The following is a 16,631-nucleotide window of genomic DNA, read 5'->3' as shown; positions in this document are numbered from 1 at the left end:
CTTGGAGTAATTACTTTAGAATGTGTTTTAATTCCAAACGTAATCTGATCGATATCTGTTTCGAAATCTGCTAATTGCGTAGGCTCTGTTCCACGAAATGCTAGGATTATATCATCATAATGTGTTGCATTTTCATCATATTTGTCTGCTGGTACTACTGCGATAGCTTCTAATCCATTTTTTACTTTTTGACAATCTGCATCAATTGATTCTATAACTACCCACTTTTTACCATCTGCCATTTTTATTTCTTTACCTTTTTCTAAAACTTGGTCATCATAAACTTGATCTGCTAGTTCGAAATAATTTTCATCTGTCGCAATTGGATTCTTTTTAAATTCACCCATATGTTTCAACTCGTTTCATGGTATATTTTAACTATATTTAAATACAAGGGGATTTTCTATGAAGAAAAAAACGGTAATTATTTTATCCATTATTTGTATTATAGCAGGAGGGTATTTTACAATGGAATACTTAAAACAAAAAGAAGAAGAGGCAAAGTTTTGGAAAGTACAAGAAGCAAGGGTAGAAAAGTATATTCGTTATAATATTCAGGATGTAAAATCGATTACGTTTACAGAAAAGAGTGTAAGTCCTATGGGAGTCCCTAGATTAAAAGGCTATATAAATAATAATAAAGAATTAGATTTCATAGCTCGTATAAGTACAACTGAAAACTTTGAAGGCCAATTTACGCGTTCTGGGAAATTAGGAAAACTGATAAAAGACCCTGAAAAATCGGTATCCGAAATTGAAAAGGAGGAGAAAGAAAAACATCAAGAGTAGTCTTTGCACTACTCTTATTTTCTGTATCCTATTTTAAGAAGAGTGCAATGGTAAGTTTTTTATAAGGGGATTTTTTATGAAGAAAGTAATGATTTTATCCATTATTTGTATTATAGCAGGAGTTTTTTTTACAATGGAATACTTAAAACATAAAGAAAAAGAAGAAAAGTTTTGGAAAACACAAGAAACAAGGGTAGAAAAATATATTCATTATAATATTAAAGATGTGAAATCTACTACGTTTACAAAACATGAGGTGAACCCGATGGGAATCCCTACTATAAAAGGATATATAAATGGTGATCAAGAATTATGGTTTGTAGCAAGTATTAGTACCACAGAGAATTTTGAAGATCATTTTGGACGTTCTGGAGAATTAGGAAAACTTATAAAAGATCCTGAAAAATCCGTATCCGAAATTGAAAAGGAAGAGAAAGAAAAGAAATAAGAATAGTCTCTGCACTACTCTTGTCTTCCCTACCCCATTTTAAGAAGAATGCAATCGTAAGTTTTTCATAAGGAGATTTCCAATGAAGAAAGTAGTTATTTTGGGCGTATCTGCTTTGTTACTCATGGCAGGAGGATTTTTTACTTTGGAATACTTAAAACATAAAGAAGAAGAGGAAAAGTTTTGGAAAGTACAAGAAACAAGAGTAGCAAAATATATTCATTATAATGTTAAAGATGTTAAATCTATTACATTTACAGAACACGAAACTAGTCCTATGGGCATACCTAGACTAAAAGGGTATATAAATAATGACCAACAATTAGATTTTGTAGCTCGTATTAGTACTACTGAAAATTTCGAAGATAAATTTGACTGTTCCGGGGAATTAGGAAACCTTATAAAAGACCCTGAAAAATCCGTATCCGAAATTGAAAAGGAAGAAAAGAAAAAAATCAAAGAGTAGTCTTTACGATTACTCTTTTGTTTTCCTATAAAAAATAAACCAAAAGTTGGTTATTTGTAATATAGTAATAACCATTTTACTATCTATAAGATAAATTTTTTTATTTTTGATAACCATATGACTATTAATTTCTTTATTTTAGTCTTATTCTTTTTCCAACCTTTATTATCTCTCATCCATCTTACGTTTTATGTATGCAGCGATTTCTATTCTCTTGTTTAGCTATGTCTCTTACATTTGCAGAAACATGAATTATTCAACCAAAAATTTATAATCACTCTTTATATTTTTTAATTCTTCTATTACATTATTTATTTTTATCGATAAATCTTTTATTTCCTCTACTGTCAATTCACCTTCTGCCTCTTGAAGATTAAACATACTTAGCCTCTTTGTTATACCTTTAACACGCCCAACAAAAACCATATGATGATTGACTGCTATTTCTCCTATGGCAGTATCAACGATAACATCTTCAATCTTTCCTAAATTATCAAATTCATCCGCTAGCTTTGCTATAGCATATCGATCCCCTCTCTCTTCATCTAATAACTCTTCATACGCCTCCCGAATTGCATGAAATAATTCATTATACTCCCAATCTTTCATACATCCTCCCTCAAAAAAATCCCCACGCTTATGTGAAAATAATCTTTCAACACAAATATGAGGACTTCCATATTTCATTACTATACTTTATACATTTTATTCGTTAGAATCTTCGTCTTTCAATTTATATACTCTATCTCTTTTCTCATCACTTTTGACAAAAATAAGCTTTTCTTCTTTAACAAACCCTTCTAATAGTAAGCATACTTGCCCGTATGCTTTAGGCTTATTCGTTGTGAATCTTTCATCTGATATTTTACCAGCTCGTATTAATTGTTCGCATAACTCAAGTGCACTTATTTCTTCACAATTAATTAATTCTAAAATATCCTTTTGTAAGGGCGATAAAAGTACGGAAATCTCAGCTACCTCCACCTTTTCTGGTTTGTTTTCTTCTTCAAATAAATCTTCGAATGAAATTTGATTCATACTTCTTTTCCTTTCTAACGATTGATTTGTATAACATGAACTGAATCCTATAGCGTATGTATTATTATGTATTACTTACCTTTTTTCATAAATCTCAAACTCATGTACATCGTTTCATATAGTATATTTCGATTATACCAAATATACGTTCTGTTTTCTATTGTAGAATTCGTTATAATAGGAATGAAAGTAATAATGAACATTTTCTCGTTGTTAATTGTATACTCTCTGTAAAAAAATAGAAATAAAATTTATAAATTTGTATAATAAAATAGTACGAGTAAAATTTTATTATAGAAAGGTTCTGGTAATATGTTAGGTATTCATGTTGAAAAAACAAAAGATGAACTAATTATTTCATGGCAATTCTCTAAAATTCATATTCCATTATGTGAAATCACTGAGGTAACGGAAGATAATACATATGCTGGTGTTGAAGAAAAAAGCGCAATTCGAATTGGAACAGCATATGGTACAACTGATCGTATTTTAATTAAGACAGTAAAACAAAATTATTTATTATTCACTACTAATAGAGTAACCATTTTAAATAAAATAAAAGCTTAATTGTTTTTCTTCCTATATTTAAACGTTAAACACTTTCATTCTATTATAGGAAACGCTACAAAAGGTTCGTTGATTACTCCTGCTCCTAATTCGGAAGCATATGGTGAAACTATATAACACAAACACCCTAGCTCTTCGCTAGGGTGTTCTTAGTTTTATCTATAATACAGTAGTTCTACAATTCTTATTTATTTTTATGAACTCCTTGTAATTGACTAAGAACCTCATTGGCAGTCCTCTCAAATCTTTTAGGGTTATCAGCAATAATTTCATTAAGTAAATTAATTATCGTTAGTTGTATATCATGATTCATTCCTACAAGTACTTTAGCATACTCACTTCTATATAAATCATTATTTAAAATTCTTATGTTTAGTAGCATTGCCCACTCTTTTGCACTCTCAACCATTTTTGGTAAAGCTCTAGGCATCTCTGTTAGATATTTTCCCATTTCAAAATCTTCAATAAAATGAACTAGACCAAACATAACTTCTTCCTCTTGTGTTTCATCCTCAAATACTATACACAACTCTTTAATAAGCTTCTCATCATCACAATCTGCTAAGTTTTCTAATACACTGTCAAACTCTTCACATTCCGATTGATTTTTTAAAAATCTACAACTATATAATCTCTTAACCTCAGATTGATAGTCCATATAAATTTCTCCTTTTAAATGAATTGGATAATTAAATTAATATGATCATTAGTTTTCAACTTTTCTATTACATCAATATATGCCTTCCATCTCAAGTTTACATTTTTAAATATTCAGCAATTTCCACTTCTCCTCTTTCAATAGCAAATTCGTAAGCTCCCATCTCTTTCATAGTATCCCCTGTATACTTTACAGTACTATCAATACCATTCTGAACAAGATACTTTACAATATTAAGATGCCCACCATAAATCGCTGAGAATAGAGGATTTCTATTTGGGTCACTAACATCTAATATTGCACCATTATCAAATAAGTACTCTACAATACCAATTTCACCTTCACTAGCTGCATGTGCAATAGGCGCTGACTTTGGTACACCTTCATTAAGGTTAATATCCATACCAGATTCAACAAGAAATTTTATCATATCCAGTTCACCAGCTCTAGCTGCAGCATGTAGCCACGTTCCATAAGGCGTTACAAAATCAAGCAAACTTTTATCAGTAATAATGATCTCTTTCGCTTGTTCTATATCCCCTTTTTTAATGAAATCATAGATTTTTATCGCTTTTCCCTTACTTTCCATAGAATCCCCCTGCACTATTTTCATCTAGATTAAACAGTTAGACATTGACTACTATACATTTAGCTAAGTGCTGCTGAGAGAGCAGATTTAAGCATAGTATCAAAATCGCAAAAAGTTTCCATATGCTCGCCTGAAGGCTTGTCTAGTTCAACAAATTTCTTTTTGGAAACATTATAACAATACCAAGCTATATCTGAATCTCCGAAAAAAATCAGTTCCTCTTCGTCTTTAATTGATTCCCATATTTCATTAGCATCAAAAAAACTATCTACCTGATTTATTGGCTTAAAATCTAAAAAACTTTGATCAATCCCATATATTATTAATCCATTAAATTCAATTCCATTAACTGTTTGTAAAAATTCATAGTACTGCTGTGGCAGGACATCTTCACCAAATTTTTCTACTACAGATTTACGAAATTTTGATAACTCCTTTTCGTTGATAGGTAAATTGAGTTTTCGATTTCGTTTCTCTCTTATTTTGGATATATGACTAATCTTCTCTCTCCACATAACTTCACCTTCTAATAAATATTCAATCCTTTTCTAGGCTAGAATTACACAAAGTAATCCTCAATAGTACGCCCCATTACAAGGATTGGTTTCAAATTGCCCATTGCTTTTGGCGTGCTATTCAAATATTTTTCGAAGCCACTCTAGCTAGTATTAACCATATGATTTATCTAGATTGATATTTTAATGAAACATATTAAAGCTATTTTCATGATCCTACACGCAAACTTTAGAGTTATTTTATAATTAAAGTATTAAATAACCTCTTTACAAATCAAATCAACTTTTTCAAAATATTGTTGTGGTTGTTTCTCACTTATTTCTTTCAAAATTTTAATAACGTCTTCTTTATTTGTAGTTTTAGCCTTCTTCAATACATTAATAAATGGAATAATAAAATCATCTGAAGCTAGAAGACTTCTATAGAATCTTTTAGCACAATATTTAGCTTGTGACAAAACAATGCTTATCCCTTCAATCAGTTTACTTAAACCATCTTCAACTCCATTTTTTTCGATTATATAAAAAATCGATTCAATTAAATCACCAACAATCGAAGGTTCATCTATTTCATCATGAAATACACTGCACAAATCAATAATTACTTTATTATCTGCCATTTGCAATATTTCATTTAAGATTTCCTCAAATAGCTCAATACTATCATCTTCATGATCCAGAAAACGTATTCTTTTTAAAATAAATATCTTTTTTTCTAATGACATTTATTTCCCTCCATACTTTGAGTAGAGTTTATTGATGAGTTTCAAAAAATTTATAGTTTAATAAAAGAATTAACTTCTAGAATACAAATCTATCTTTAGTTATTAATTCAAATAAATTGGTAATTGATTTAACCATTCTTCAAAATTATCCGCTTCCTTAGTTACACAATTCTCTTCATGAAAATAAAAATAAACTCCCGTTTGCTGGCCCTCTTTTGAATGAAGACAAAAGTAATCTCCATTACCTATACTATAAAAAGGGATTAATTCGTTTTTCCAAAAACCTTCTTTCATTTCATAATCATAAATAAATTCAATAGTATCATTTCCGTTCGTCTTACCACTAGAAACATTTAAAATATCCCCTGGAAATACATATTCAGACATTAGTTCAATAAAACATTTAAATTCTTTAGGAAATTGACATCCAAATTTTTTCTCCAGTTCCCTCCAATCATTATCTGAAGGGGAATCTAAATCCTCTAATTCTTTATCTAACATACTGTCTAATAAGTTTGCAATTTCATCTTTTTCCACAAACTATCCCCCCTATACTAGAAAAACGGCTGAATTCTATTTTATTTACAAGTATTCTCTCGATTAAAGTCAAATGCTGCTTCAACGCCATTTTTCATTAATTTTTGTAATCATACATCAAGCCCATTAGTAAAATAACAATGTTTTTTTCTCAACTATTACTTGTATCTAGTTCTATACATATATTCCTTAGTAACATTTCGTTTACCAACCAGCATGTTACTAAGAAAAGACCCTCTTTTGAAAAAACGAATCAAAAGAGAGCCCTTCTTTATGACTATATTTCCTATCCATATCTTCTGTCTAAAAGACTAGTTAATTATTATGCATTTCTACGTTTCATAAATAATATTGCTCCAAGAGTTAATACCAAAAGACCGGCTCCGACTGAGAACCACATAAAGGACGTATTTCCACCTGTAGCTGGTAATGTTCCAGCTTTTGACGTTTTTCCTGTTTTAGGTTGTTCTAAGTGCGGCTTTTCCTGCTGCGGTTTTCCTAAATTTTCCGCTTTGAACTTCACTGTATGGCCCGCATCTTCAATATCAACGTTGATTGCTACTAAAATATCATCTTGATATAGTTTTTCAAATACTACTACTTCTTTACCTTGTAGTTTAGAAGCATTAAATGTGAAATCAAGTGTGATAGAACCATTCTTCTCTTTTGCCGTAAACTTAGATTCTACTGCTACTTCTTTACCATTTACTAGTAAAGGTTTCTTAGTTGCTTTATCCATTAGTTTACCTTTTACAACATATTCTTTTCCTACGATCAAATCTTTGTATTCTACTTTATCTTGAATTGTGATGGAATCTTTTGCATGCATCTCTTTTCCACCATCCGCTTTGTTTGTTGCTGTTGTCTTTATTGTTGGTTCTACGAATCGAACCGTTTGCCCTACATCATTAATGTCAGCATGAGTTGCCACTAAAACACCATTTTCATATAGTTCTTCAAACACTACCACTTCTCTTCCTTGTTGTTCTGCACCAACGAAAGGAAAGTCTAATGTTACAAAACCATTCGTTTCTTTTGCTGTAAACTTAGTCTCAGCTGTTACTTCTTTTCCTTCAATTAATAATGGCTTATTTATAACTTTATTCATTAGTTTACCTTTTACAGTGTACTCTTTACCAACAACTAAGTTAGTGTACTCTACTTTGTCTTGGATCGTGATAGACTCCTTTGCATGCATCTCTTTTCCGCCATCAGCTTTGTTTGTTGCTGTTGTTTTCAATGATGGAATCTTTTCAATTTCTGCGCTAGCCTTTGGTAACATTAAGTTAAAGAAAAGAGATATGACAGAGAGTAAAGCTAGAATCCTAATTACATATTTCCTCCCCATATTTACAACCTCCTGTTTGATTTAGATTACAAACATTTAAAATATTCTTACCAAAACACAATTCCATTATAAAACAAATAATTACATACTTTAACATTTTATTTTAATTTTCCAAATTTTGATTATTGGGATTTGCCAATGACTTGTTATGAAATGAAGCGTATTTCCTGAAACAAACTAGGAATTACGTGCTCGATTTAATTTATACATGAAAGATGATTCGGTGAGAATCATTGAGGAAAATAGGTTGTTGGCAAGAGTAAACGATGAGGTGTGTGTAACCATAGATAATAAGTATAAAAACGTATGAGATGAGATATTCGATACAGTAAAAAATGAGACACCTACCCTATGATAGGACAGCTATCATAGGATATCTATTTTCAAACACCTTATATCTATAACCCTAGTAAAGATCATTTTTGTGTATGAATATATTCTCTAATTAGTTTCACATCACTTTCTCTCTTTTCATCAGGAGAAACTCCTAACTTTTTATACTTCCATATAAGTAATCTCTCATAATGATTATAATTATTTTCTTCCTCTAATAAAGTATAATCAAATTCAACATCAAACTTACCAGTAGAGTATAACTCAAATGTTACATTAGTCCATGGTTCCTTCTTATTTCTTTTAAATTCTTCCCATAACTCTCTAAAGATACTGTCAAGAAGATTTAATTGGTGATCAGTCTCATCTTCATCAATCCCTTCCATATCTTCAATATCTAAACTGTATATCGGTTCCTACTTATTTTTTGGATAGTAGAAAAATACCGTCGAATCACTATATTCATCAACTTCTGAATATACCATTACTTTTTCCCACGGTTCTGGAATAATACTGTTTAACTGCATAACTACTTTTTGATAAATACTTTCCACGTTCTCTACATTCATTTACTTTACTCCCTTACAGTAATATCCTTTTGTCAAAATAATAAATCTGAAAGCCTCTTTATCTTGCCTCCAGTTTCTTCGTTCATTATTCTATTGGACCTATAAATTGAGTAATGAAATAAACATGCTCGATAAGTTTAACCTTTTGTAAGTTTTCTACTTTTTCTGATCCACCTAATGGAAGTAACGGTGTGTAACCAAAACATTCATCAATTTCAAGGCTTCCGTACCTGTGTATTGCCTGTTTGTAAGGCATCCAATCCAATACTTTCTCTAAAAAATAGTCATCTTTCGTATTTTTAAAGAAAAACTTAAATTTTCCACCTGCTACATCTACCGTACCTTTTCGATACTTAAGTAATAATAAATAGTTATTTTCCCACACAAGAATATCTCCCATACCTGTTGTAAAAACCGGGATAGCCTCTTCATAACGGATATAACTTTCCTTTAATATATCTAAGTATTCTTCTGGATTTATCAACCTTAAATATCCGTTTAACATACTTCCAAATCCAAATTGTTTCCATAAAGCTATTATTTGTTCAGGAACTTTACCTGTATACTTTTCAACAATCTCTTGTGACGACTTTTCGAAACATATAAAATCACTTATCTTTTCCATAGTATCTCCTTATCACAATTTCCCTAAGATTGAATTTACTTGTTCTAAATATAAATCTGGGTCGTCCTCTCTTATCTCAAGAAGAATTCCTTTAATTATTTGCTTTGTTGAACTATTTATATTTTCTAAAACATTCATATACGATACGACTAAACCTTTTGAATGTAAAAGTGTCCGATGAATTCTTTCCGCCCAGAATTCTGCATGAGGTAACATTTTAGGAATACTAATAGCTAATTTGTATAGCCCTTCCTCTACCCCGGAATGTTCAGCAATATAAAAAATCGTTTCAATAAGGTAGTCACCCGCTGATGGCACAGCCATATCATCCTCAAAAATTATACATAGATCAGGAATTATATCATTTGTCCCTTCATTCGCTAATTCATTGAGAATACCCTCAAAAACTTCAATATCATCCCCTTCATTCTCTAGAAAACGCATTTTATATAAAGTTGATATTCGCTCATTAAAATCCATTGACTTCTCCACCTTTTTATAACATCATTATTATAATTTTCCACATATTTTCACATCATTATGTTCATAATACGTTCAATTAATCTATCATAATAAACCATTACTTTCTAATAACTGATACCAATCATCCTCTTTGCTTCCTACGGTTTCACTAATTCCTCCAAATTGAACAAACTTATTACCTAATTCACAATATCTTTTTCCTACATAAAAATGTTGTAAGAAATTATTAAAATCACCATATGACTCAATAATAAAATTTTGATTACTTAATTCTCCATACAAACAAGAAACTTCTCCATTCATCTTATTAATAAACAATGGATATCTTTCAATTTTCCCTATACAAATCCAATTATCAGCACCGCCAGGCATGTCCTCCGTATAAAATTGAATACTTTCGCGTTTTAGATGACCATATATAGTAATTACTCCACCGTTCAACATTTCATATTTTTTTATAATAAAATTATAATCTTTCAAAGAGCCTTCTTCTAATTTTTCATCAATCTTTTTTTCTACCTCTACAATTTCACCAATAAGCAAACAAAATGGATCATTACCTAAAATACCCTTAACTAATTCTATTTTTTCTAATACTGACTTCTCCATTTTCTCCTCCCACTCATTATCTATTTAACTAAAATATAACTATTACTGTACCCCTTTTAAAGGTTATTATTTTTCACTTCCTCAAACCACTCATCAGCAATATGGCTAGCTGTTTTAACTTCATCATTCGTATATACTAAATCATACTTATATTGAGCTTTAAACTTGCCACTTTGAACATCATATATCAATTTCATCTCAGTTGGCATGTCACGCTCATACCCTTTGCATAATTCTTCAATTTTCTCAATATCTTCACATATAATGCGCAATGCCATAGACTGTCTTTTGGTAGACACATCATATCTTCCCCCTTCATCTTCCAATGCATCATTTACTTTATGACATTCTACATACTTATTGTTAATGCAATAAAAGAAACTTCCCGAAATAATTCCTTCCTCACGCGAAGCATAAACGTACACTTTATCCGCTCTATCTTCAACATATTCCATACATATAGATATCATATCAGCTTGCAATTCACTAAACTTTTCCTCAAATTCTTTCATACTACTTTTTCACTCCTTAGATTAAAATTCATATGGCAACGTCTTGATACCCCACTTCAGCTACTTTTTCATTTAGTAGACGTATTCCTAGTCCATTCTCTGTATCCCACGTACAATCGAAAGTTATCCCAATATCTCGCTCTTCATGAATATCTCCATATGGGACTACAATTCCAACTAAAGTGATTCTCCTAAGTAATTGGTCAATAGTTTCGATATACGGATAATTTTCATTAAATCCAATATCATACCCTAATTGTTGACGCTCTTGCTTGTAATAGTCTAAAATTGCTTGTAAAAAAACTTGCTGCAATTGTTCCCAATTTTGCAATAATGAATTATAAGCAGTATATTGTCCTTCATCAAACTTACCGTCTTCTTCACCTTTTACTATCAATGCTATTTCAACTTCTTTTCCACAAAATTCAACGTTAATGTCCTTAACCCATCCATATGTATACTCAATCTCACCAAAAACTGCATCATTTATAATCATTTTTAACTCTCCCTATTTACTCCCTTGGATCCATATCGATTTCTCTATTCGTATGAAAGTTACCCTCTGATATTAACTGTTTTTTCCAGTAGTTTCTATACTCAGTATAGTACTATCAATTGCTAATTTTTCAATGAGTTTTTTCGCCTTCCCGTATGGAAATCTCTCTACTAATATATAAGGCAGATTTTTTGAACCCTTTAGCAAATCAATTGCGGAAATCTCAAGCCCTAATACGTTCTTTATTCTTATTACATCTTTCAAACCTTCACTAGGAGTTTTCACTAACACTATATTACAAATATCAGACGACTTATGTATCGTTTTCTGTTCTATTTCACTTACACAACCACTATTTACCCATTTTTTAAAATCAGTGGTAATTACAGTAGCATGGCTTGGATTCATGTCCCCAGAATCAATTACTACCACCTCTTTTTCCTCTGCATGTTGAGCCATTAAAAATACATTACCCCCACCGTCATCACCAATTGAGACATACCCCCTCGCATACTCATCTACTTCCAAAACCTCGTTCCTTTCTGCAATATGCTCCGTACCATAAATAAGTAACCCACTACCGATTGAAAAGCTATTTGTACATCTCAATAATTCCTTATATACATTAGGTAATGTAACATTCATACGATTTTCTACTGCTTGAATTTCAATATCACTCGCTGCTGACTTTTCTATCAAATCTGGAATATTAAATAGATTAATCATTTAATAATTCCTCCTAAACTATCAAGATATTTAAACGTATCGCCTGTCATCTCTCTATAATCGTTTCGCAATAGATTTCATGAAATTCATAAAGTATGTCGGTATGTAAGCCTTCATTTTTCATTTGGTAAGTAGACAATCATTTTCCCTTTCATGTACTCACCTTTCCATCCACAAGGCCATCCTCCCATTTTATACACCTTAAATACCTTTTCATAAAGTGAAACTTTAATCAGTGGGGGTTTTGTTCATCCCCACTGATTATTAGTTGAACCAATCGGGCTTTTACGGGCAGTTGATCCCCCACCTAACTTCTTTGCTCTCGCTGAATTTTGAGGTGGCGGTCTTACTGCCCGTTAATGCGGGATAAAAATTATCCACTTTTCCATTTACTAAACGATTTAGTGCACACATCTCAAGGTCTCTTTCTACTTCTTCAAGAATATTTATATGATCAATAGAAATAAACGCCTGATAATAATTATAGTTATCAGAAAAAACTTCATATAACATCTCTTTTTTTGATTCCATATTAGGGTTATAAGTTCCTTCTAATAATTTTGCACTTTCATCCGATTTCATATCATCCCAAACGATTTGGGTAACATCCAAATCTTGAGACCAAGCCAATTCCTGTGCTTTATCAAAATCATGAATCATTTCAATGTCATGTAATAATTCATGTAACTTTATATCATTCCTATCAAATAAGCTTCTTTTTTGTATATACTCGATAACTTCCTCAACTAACTTAGTATTTTCACCATACTTCATCCCAGTAGCCACCTTTCGCGTCCTTCGTCCTTCAGTCCCATTCTCCATACTGTATTCACTTATGGATATTCATTTGAATTTCATTGATTTTTTGTAAGTATCTTTGCTCATGCAGAGCTGCCTCGAAACCCCAATACCCTAAAGTCTAATCGAAAACAACTCTTAATCCTAGGTTTTACAATAAATAAAAAGAATCCATTTTGAAAAAAAGATTGATCAAAATGGATTCTTCTTCAGCAGATTTTTTGTTTCGGCTTTATAAAAATTCGAGCATTTTCTGCCTGTATTGCTCCATTCACCGTGCTTGATTATTCTCTTAAAAGTGAAGAGTTTCTATTAAACTTTTTTAATATACTCATACACTTCTTTAGGTTTTATATTAAGCATGTGAGCAATCTCCGTTATTTTCTTTCCTTCTTCCTTCATCTTTTTTACTTTTATCTCCATTGTTTGCTCATATTCTTCTGCAATATCAAATAATGGATTTAATAAAGAGTGCCATATTTCAAAATCAGTAAATTTATTTCTTTCCAAAAACTCATTTAGCAATATTTCCAATTCTTTAGTTTGTATCATTCTTTTACCTTCTAACACTTGTTTCTCAGTAAGAAAATCGCCTATATCTTTCATAAAATTAATAAATGAGTCCATGGAATCTGCAAGAAAATCGCCACCACTCCAACTGTCCATTCCGTGCATGAGTGAAGATATAGGGTATCCTTCCTCACTTAAATCAATAATAATTGGATCTCCACACATAGTTTCATATGCAATAACAATCCAATTTGCGTCCCAAGTATCTTCCTCATCGGTTACAAGGGAGTTTCCATCGGTGTCAATACTGTATCCTACTTGAAATTCATCTAATTGCTCAAAAGAACATACATCAAAATTTACATACTCTCTAATTTTTTTATGTTCTAAGTTAATAAGTTCTAAATTTCTCTTTATCTCTACTTTTTGATGATAAGAATTAAATTGTATCATTGTCATTTTTACTACATCCCTATTCATACTTTATATGTATTCTTTTGTATCTGGTTGTTTACTAACAAACTAAGCCAAGAATATTAATAATAGATATTGTTATTTTTTCTTTACCTCATATGAAGATTCTGTATATACAGTCAAAATAAAGTAATTTATATCCGAATATGTATTTGCAGGACTACTATGCCGAGGGTATAAATAAATTGTTTATAAGATCTGTGAAACCTCCTTTAATATTTCATCTTCCTAACTTAGAAACTCCCGATATCATTTTAAAATCCTTCAATTTAGTCGATTGGAGATTATTTCATTAACTCTTTAAAAAAATCAAATACTCTCCATCCTCTGTACTAAAACATCTACCTCTAGATTTCTTATTAGCTATCTCTAAATACCCTCTAGCTTTAGAGAAATCTCCTACTTCATAAGCCACCTTGCCAGCCCAAAATTCTCGTTCGCCTGTATCTCCTCTTTCAGGATCTGCGACAAATATTTTATCAACCCATTTTTTCATCCGTTCAACATCACTTAATAAAATCGAGATATCTAAAATACCCCATATTATTAAAAAACTTTCATCATAAGTTATTTTATCATTTGGAAGCTCTCCCCATGCTTGCTCCAATAAAAAAACAGACTCTTCTAAATTCCCTTTATCAAACTCTTCATTACTCTTATCCATTAATTTTTGTATAAAGATACCTTTTTCACCTGTTACATAAGCCATTCCTATCTACCTCCAAAATTACCTATGTAAAAAAGCACCTTTTGTCTTTTGAAAAGAAAGGCTTTTCTTTACTTCAAAAAATACTTTAATACATTTAATCCGGTGTAATATATATACGTGGTCATTACATTAAATTTCTAATCTTCATAAATTACCGATCCTATATACTTAAAGTTCCTACTATCCAGTTTTGCTTCTTCAACAAGTTCTTCATACTCAAAATCATATAACCTAATGACAGTATTGTATTGTTCTTCTAAATTTTCACCATAAAAATCTATAAGTTCACTTATAATTAATTCAGAATACGAAGCATTCTGTAGTAATTCAGACAAAGACGATGTAACATGTTCATTATATGTACATTCTAATAAGTCTTGGTTATACTCAATGAAATCTATTTGAAAATCAGTCATAAAACGCGAAGGAATCCTGTTCCCCTCATTATCATATTTTATTTCTACATACTTTCTTAACACCATTTTGCTAGTACAATTTCCAGACCAAAGAGAAACAACTCCTGGACTTTCCATATTAATCCTCCTTTCCAATTTTTCTATGTTCTAATAGTAATAAATTAGGCACACTGTTACAGATATAATGTAATCAGCTTCTTAAATTCTTTTTTAATGTTTCAATTATTCACCAGTTAAATTATTAATAAATCTTATTTTTCCATTTTCAGAAACTAATTGTAAATCACTACCTATTGGTAGCTCGTATATTCCCAGAATGGCCAGTTCAATATTTGCTACGGCATTAAAATCACACAACGCTAAATTTTCAGAATCATCAATGGAATTATCATCATCAAATTCCGAAACGAATTTCCAACTATCATCTGCTGCTTCTATTAAATTCTCTCTCAATATCCGTTTCAATTTTCCTGTTTTATTAATTATATTTTTTGAAACAATACAGGCACCAGTTTTTTAATAATTTAATAGTTTTTTTTGATTCATTTTTCCCCATTCCTCTAATTAATTATGATATAACCCTTTCATTTTAACTTTCTATTAATCATGTAATTTACTTAAGAACTCTGTGAACGTATTAGCAACAAAAAATACATTTTCCCTTGCAACTTTCTCTGCTTCTTCTGTTGTAATCCCTTCACTTTTTATTAACACTTTTTTCTCCCATGCGCTTTCATGCTCCCAATAGATGACAATTGGATTTTCTTCATGATTTTTATAATCAAAACAGATCAAATTTCCTGAAGGATCAATTGCAAAAGGAATAACCTGATTAGGAATTGTTCCTTTATAATTTTCATAAATCTTTAATATATTCTCTATGCGTTTTTCATCATAAGAAAGTAACGAGCCAAATACCCGCTCTACTTCGTTTACATCAAAAGCTTCGGGCTACCTCTAGCACATAATGCCGACTAACAAGTTTATCTGGGTTATCCCATTCTATATGACTCATCTAATACCATCTCCCCATAATTTATTTTCATCTAAGTGGTTGATACCAATTGCACTTTATCTGGAATTTGGTATTATCGCTATTCTACAAATGAATGCTCAAACTTTCATGAGTTATTAATTCAATTTAAATATATCTATTAATTTTGATTTTTTAAAGGTTATTATTTTTCACTTCCTCAAACCACTCATCAGCAAAATCATCCGCCGTTTTTATATCATCACTTGTATGGATTAAATCATACTCATATTCAGCTTTAAACTTACCACTCTTAGCATCGTATATTAATTTCATCTCAGTTGGCATATCTTTTTCGTATTCTTTGCATAACATTTCAATTCCTTCGATATCTTCACTTATAATTTGTAGAACCTGAAACATTTGTTCTGGAGATACATCATATCTTTTTTCTCCATTTTCCAATGCATCATTAACCTTGTGACACTCTACATACTTATTGTTAATGAAATAAAAGAAACTACTAGAAATCATATCTTCTTCACATGAAGCGTACACATATACTTTATCCGCTCTATCTTTAACATATTCCATGCATATGGATACCATATCAGCTTGCAATTCACTAAATCTATCTTCAAACTCTTTCATACTACATTTCCCTCCTTTTATAAAATTTTTAATTTTGCATTACCTGGCTTACCATCTATATTGTAAG

General features: G+C 30.9%; 23 protein-coding genes and 5 pseudogenes. 4 read left to right on the top strand and 24 right to left on the bottom strand.

The features are described 5' to 3' along the window. Nucleotides 1-347 (bottom strand): annotated as a pseudogene (locus tag AC1Q8N_RS23780) (cytoplasmic protein); the annotation flags it as partial. 58 nt (nucleotides 348-405) lie between these two features. Here AC1Q8N_RS23780 and AC1Q8N_RS23775 point away from each other — a divergent pair. The 3 genes from AC1Q8N_RS23775 to AC1Q8N_RS23765 all read left to right on the top strand — a co-directional run bounded on the left by AC1Q8N_RS23775 (nucleotide 406) and on the right by AC1Q8N_RS23765 (nucleotide 1,703). Next, entirely contained in the window at nucleotides 406-789 is a 384-nt protein-coding gene (locus tag AC1Q8N_RS23775) for a DUF1433 domain-containing protein (RefSeq protein WP_046957991.1), read from the top strand. A 76-nt stretch (nucleotides 790-865) separates the two neighbouring features. Further along, nucleotides 866-1,237: a DUF1433 domain-containing protein gene (locus AC1Q8N_RS23770; protein WP_048544696.1), complete on the top strand. Its 372-nt coding sequence runs from the start codon at nucleotides 866-868 to the stop codon at nucleotides 1,235-1,237. An 82-nt stretch (nucleotides 1,238-1,319) separates the two neighbouring features. Next, complete coding sequence (locus AC1Q8N_RS23765) at nucleotides 1,320-1,703, top strand: DUF1433 domain-containing protein (protein ID WP_000758183.1); 384 nt, start codon at nucleotides 1,320-1,322, stop codon at nucleotides 1,701-1,703. Between the two features lie 252 nt (nucleotides 1,704-1,955). On the opposite strand, the gene AC1Q8N_RS23760 is transcribed toward AC1Q8N_RS23765, so the two are convergent. After that, the gene (locus tag AC1Q8N_RS23760) at nucleotides 1,956-2,312 is read right to left on the bottom strand and encodes an Imm3 family immunity protein (RefSeq protein ID WP_098079954.1); all 357 of its coding nucleotides are present in this window, start codon (nucleotides 2,310-2,312) and stop codon (nucleotides 1,956-1,958) included. 96 nt (nucleotides 2,313-2,408) lie between these two features. Continuing rightward, on the bottom strand, nucleotides 2,409-2,741 hold the full coding sequence (locus tag AC1Q8N_RS23755) for a DUF3895 domain-containing protein (protein WP_098079956.1): 333 nt from the start codon (nucleotides 2,739-2,741) through the stop codon (nucleotides 2,409-2,411). A 312-nt stretch (nucleotides 2,742-3,053) separates the two neighbouring features. On the opposite strand from AC1Q8N_RS23755, the gene AC1Q8N_RS23750 reads away from it, so the two are divergent. After that, nucleotides 3,054-3,308: a SunI/YnzG family protein gene (locus AC1Q8N_RS23750; protein WP_000900620.1), complete on the top strand. Its 255-nt coding sequence runs from the start codon at nucleotides 3,054-3,056 to the stop codon at nucleotides 3,306-3,308. A gap of 184 nt (nucleotides 3,309-3,492) precedes the next feature. Here the strand turns inward: AC1Q8N_RS23750 and AC1Q8N_RS23745 are convergent, their stop codons facing one another. From AC1Q8N_RS23745 to AC1Q8N_RS23645, 21 genes and pseudogenes are all read right to left on the bottom strand, one after another. Beyond that, on the bottom strand, nucleotides 3,493-3,966 hold the full coding sequence (locus AC1Q8N_RS23745) for an Imm30 family immunity protein (protein ID WP_098069143.1): 474 nt from the start codon (nucleotides 3,964-3,966) through the stop codon (nucleotides 3,493-3,495). A gap of 97 nt (nucleotides 3,967-4,063) precedes the next feature. Beyond that, complete coding sequence (locus AC1Q8N_RS23740) at nucleotides 4,064-4,555, bottom strand: ankyrin repeat domain-containing protein (RefSeq protein WP_000444063.1); 492 nt, start codon at nucleotides 4,553-4,555, stop codon at nucleotides 4,064-4,066. A gap of 59 nt (nucleotides 4,556-4,614) precedes the next feature. After that, nucleotides 4,615-5,070: a YrhA family protein gene (locus AC1Q8N_RS23735; protein WP_048544690.1), complete on the bottom strand. Its 456-nt coding sequence runs from the start codon at nucleotides 5,068-5,070 to the stop codon at nucleotides 4,615-4,617. A gap of 254 nt (nucleotides 5,071-5,324) precedes the next feature. Then, nucleotides 5,325-5,795 carry an Imm30 family immunity protein gene (locus tag AC1Q8N_RS23730; RefSeq protein ID WP_046957988.1) on the bottom strand — a complete coding sequence of 157 codons (471 nt, stop codon included), beginning with the start codon at nucleotides 5,793-5,795 and terminating at the stop codon, nucleotides 5,325-5,327. 102 nt (nucleotides 5,796-5,897) lie between these two features. After that, the gene (locus tag AC1Q8N_RS23725; RefSeq protein WP_000409723.1) at nucleotides 5,898-6,332 is read right to left on the bottom strand and encodes an SMI1/KNR4 family protein; all 435 of its coding nucleotides are present in this window, start codon (nucleotides 6,330-6,332) and stop codon (nucleotides 5,898-5,900) included. A 322-nt stretch (nucleotides 6,333-6,654) separates the two neighbouring features. Next, nucleotides 6,655-7,578: pseudogene (locus tag AC1Q8N_RS23720) on the bottom strand (VaFE repeat-containing surface-anchored protein); the annotation flags it as partial. 518 nt (nucleotides 7,579-8,096) lie between these two features. Beyond that, nucleotides 8,097-8,582, bottom strand: a pseudogene (locus AC1Q8N_RS23715) (immunity protein YezG family protein). An 85-nt stretch (nucleotides 8,583-8,667) separates the two neighbouring features. Further along, the gene (locus AC1Q8N_RS23710; protein WP_098069147.1) at nucleotides 8,668-9,207 is read right to left on the bottom strand and encodes a T6SS immunity protein Tdi1 domain-containing protein; all 540 of its coding nucleotides are present in this window, start codon (nucleotides 9,205-9,207) and stop codon (nucleotides 8,668-8,670) included. Nucleotides 9,208-9,219: 12 nt separating this feature from the next. Beyond that, nucleotides 9,220-9,687, bottom strand: coding sequence for an Imm30 family immunity protein (locus tag AC1Q8N_RS23705; protein ID WP_098069148.1), 468 nt, complete (start codon nucleotides 9,685-9,687; stop codon nucleotides 9,220-9,222). Nucleotides 9,688-9,774: 87 nt separating this feature from the next. Continuing rightward, the gene (locus tag AC1Q8N_RS23700) at nucleotides 9,775-10,299 is read right to left on the bottom strand and encodes a hypothetical protein (protein WP_098069149.1); all 525 of its coding nucleotides are present in this window, start codon (nucleotides 10,297-10,299) and stop codon (nucleotides 9,775-9,777) included. 56 nt (nucleotides 10,300-10,355) lie between these two features. Then, a complete protein-coding gene (locus tag AC1Q8N_RS23695; RefSeq protein ID WP_098069150.1) occupies nucleotides 10,356-10,811 on the bottom strand; it encodes an immunity protein YezG family protein in 456 nt (151 codons plus the stop codon). A gap of 28 nt (nucleotides 10,812-10,839) precedes the next feature. Then, on the bottom strand, nucleotides 10,840-11,307 hold the full coding sequence (locus AC1Q8N_RS23690) for a DUF2004 domain-containing protein (RefSeq protein ID WP_048566031.1): 468 nt from the start codon (nucleotides 11,305-11,307) through the stop codon (nucleotides 10,840-10,842). A 72-nt stretch (nucleotides 11,308-11,379) separates the two neighbouring features. Then, complete coding sequence (locus tag AC1Q8N_RS23685) at nucleotides 11,380-12,033, bottom strand: SMI1/KNR4 family protein (protein WP_098069151.1); 654 nt, start codon at nucleotides 12,031-12,033, stop codon at nucleotides 11,380-11,382. 113 nt (nucleotides 12,034-12,146) lie between these two features. Beyond that, nucleotides 12,147-12,239 (bottom strand): annotated as a pseudogene (locus tag AC1Q8N_RS23680) (cytoplasmic protein); the annotation flags it as partial. A 79-nt stretch (nucleotides 12,240-12,318) separates the two neighbouring features. Next, on the bottom strand, nucleotides 12,319-12,807 hold the full coding sequence (locus tag AC1Q8N_RS23675) for a hypothetical protein (protein ID WP_002096458.1): 489 nt from the start codon (nucleotides 12,805-12,807) through the stop codon (nucleotides 12,319-12,321). Nucleotides 12,808-13,143: 336 nt separating this feature from the next. Continuing rightward, nucleotides 13,144-13,800 (bottom strand): SMI1/KNR4 family protein, encoded by a 657-nt coding sequence (locus tag AC1Q8N_RS23670; protein WP_404519667.1) that lies wholly within the window; start codon nucleotides 13,798-13,800, stop codon nucleotides 13,144-13,146. Between the two features lie 307 nt (nucleotides 13,801-14,107). Further along, nucleotides 14,108-14,524, bottom strand: a complete 417-nt coding sequence (locus AC1Q8N_RS23665) for a hypothetical protein (RefSeq protein ID WP_098069154.1) — start codon at nucleotides 14,522-14,524, stop codon at nucleotides 14,108-14,110. A gap of 137 nt (nucleotides 14,525-14,661) precedes the next feature. Continuing rightward, nucleotides 14,662-15,057, bottom strand: coding sequence for an immunity 22 family protein (locus AC1Q8N_RS23660; protein WP_098069155.1), 396 nt, complete (start codon nucleotides 15,055-15,057; stop codon nucleotides 14,662-14,664). A 105-nt stretch (nucleotides 15,058-15,162) separates the two neighbouring features. Then, the gene (locus AC1Q8N_RS23655; RefSeq protein ID WP_098069156.1) at nucleotides 15,163-15,441 is read right to left on the bottom strand and encodes an immunity protein Imm33 domain-containing protein; all 279 of its coding nucleotides are present in this window, start codon (nucleotides 15,439-15,441) and stop codon (nucleotides 15,163-15,165) included. Between the two features lie 99 nt (nucleotides 15,442-15,540). Next, a pseudogene (locus AC1Q8N_RS23650) lies at nucleotides 15,541-15,955 on the bottom strand (SMI1/KNR4 family protein). Between the two features lie 153 nt (nucleotides 15,956-16,108). After that, complete coding sequence (locus AC1Q8N_RS23645) at nucleotides 16,109-16,564, bottom strand: immunity protein YezG family protein (protein WP_098069157.1); 456 nt, start codon at nucleotides 16,562-16,564, stop codon at nucleotides 16,109-16,111. Nucleotides 16,565-16,631 lie beyond the last annotated feature (67 nt).

This window comes from Bacillus sp. GW823-FHT06B01, from assembly GCF_058952315.1.
The sequence above is the reverse complement of the archived record's forward strand: the minus strand, read 5'-3'. Positions and strand labels throughout refer to the sequence as shown.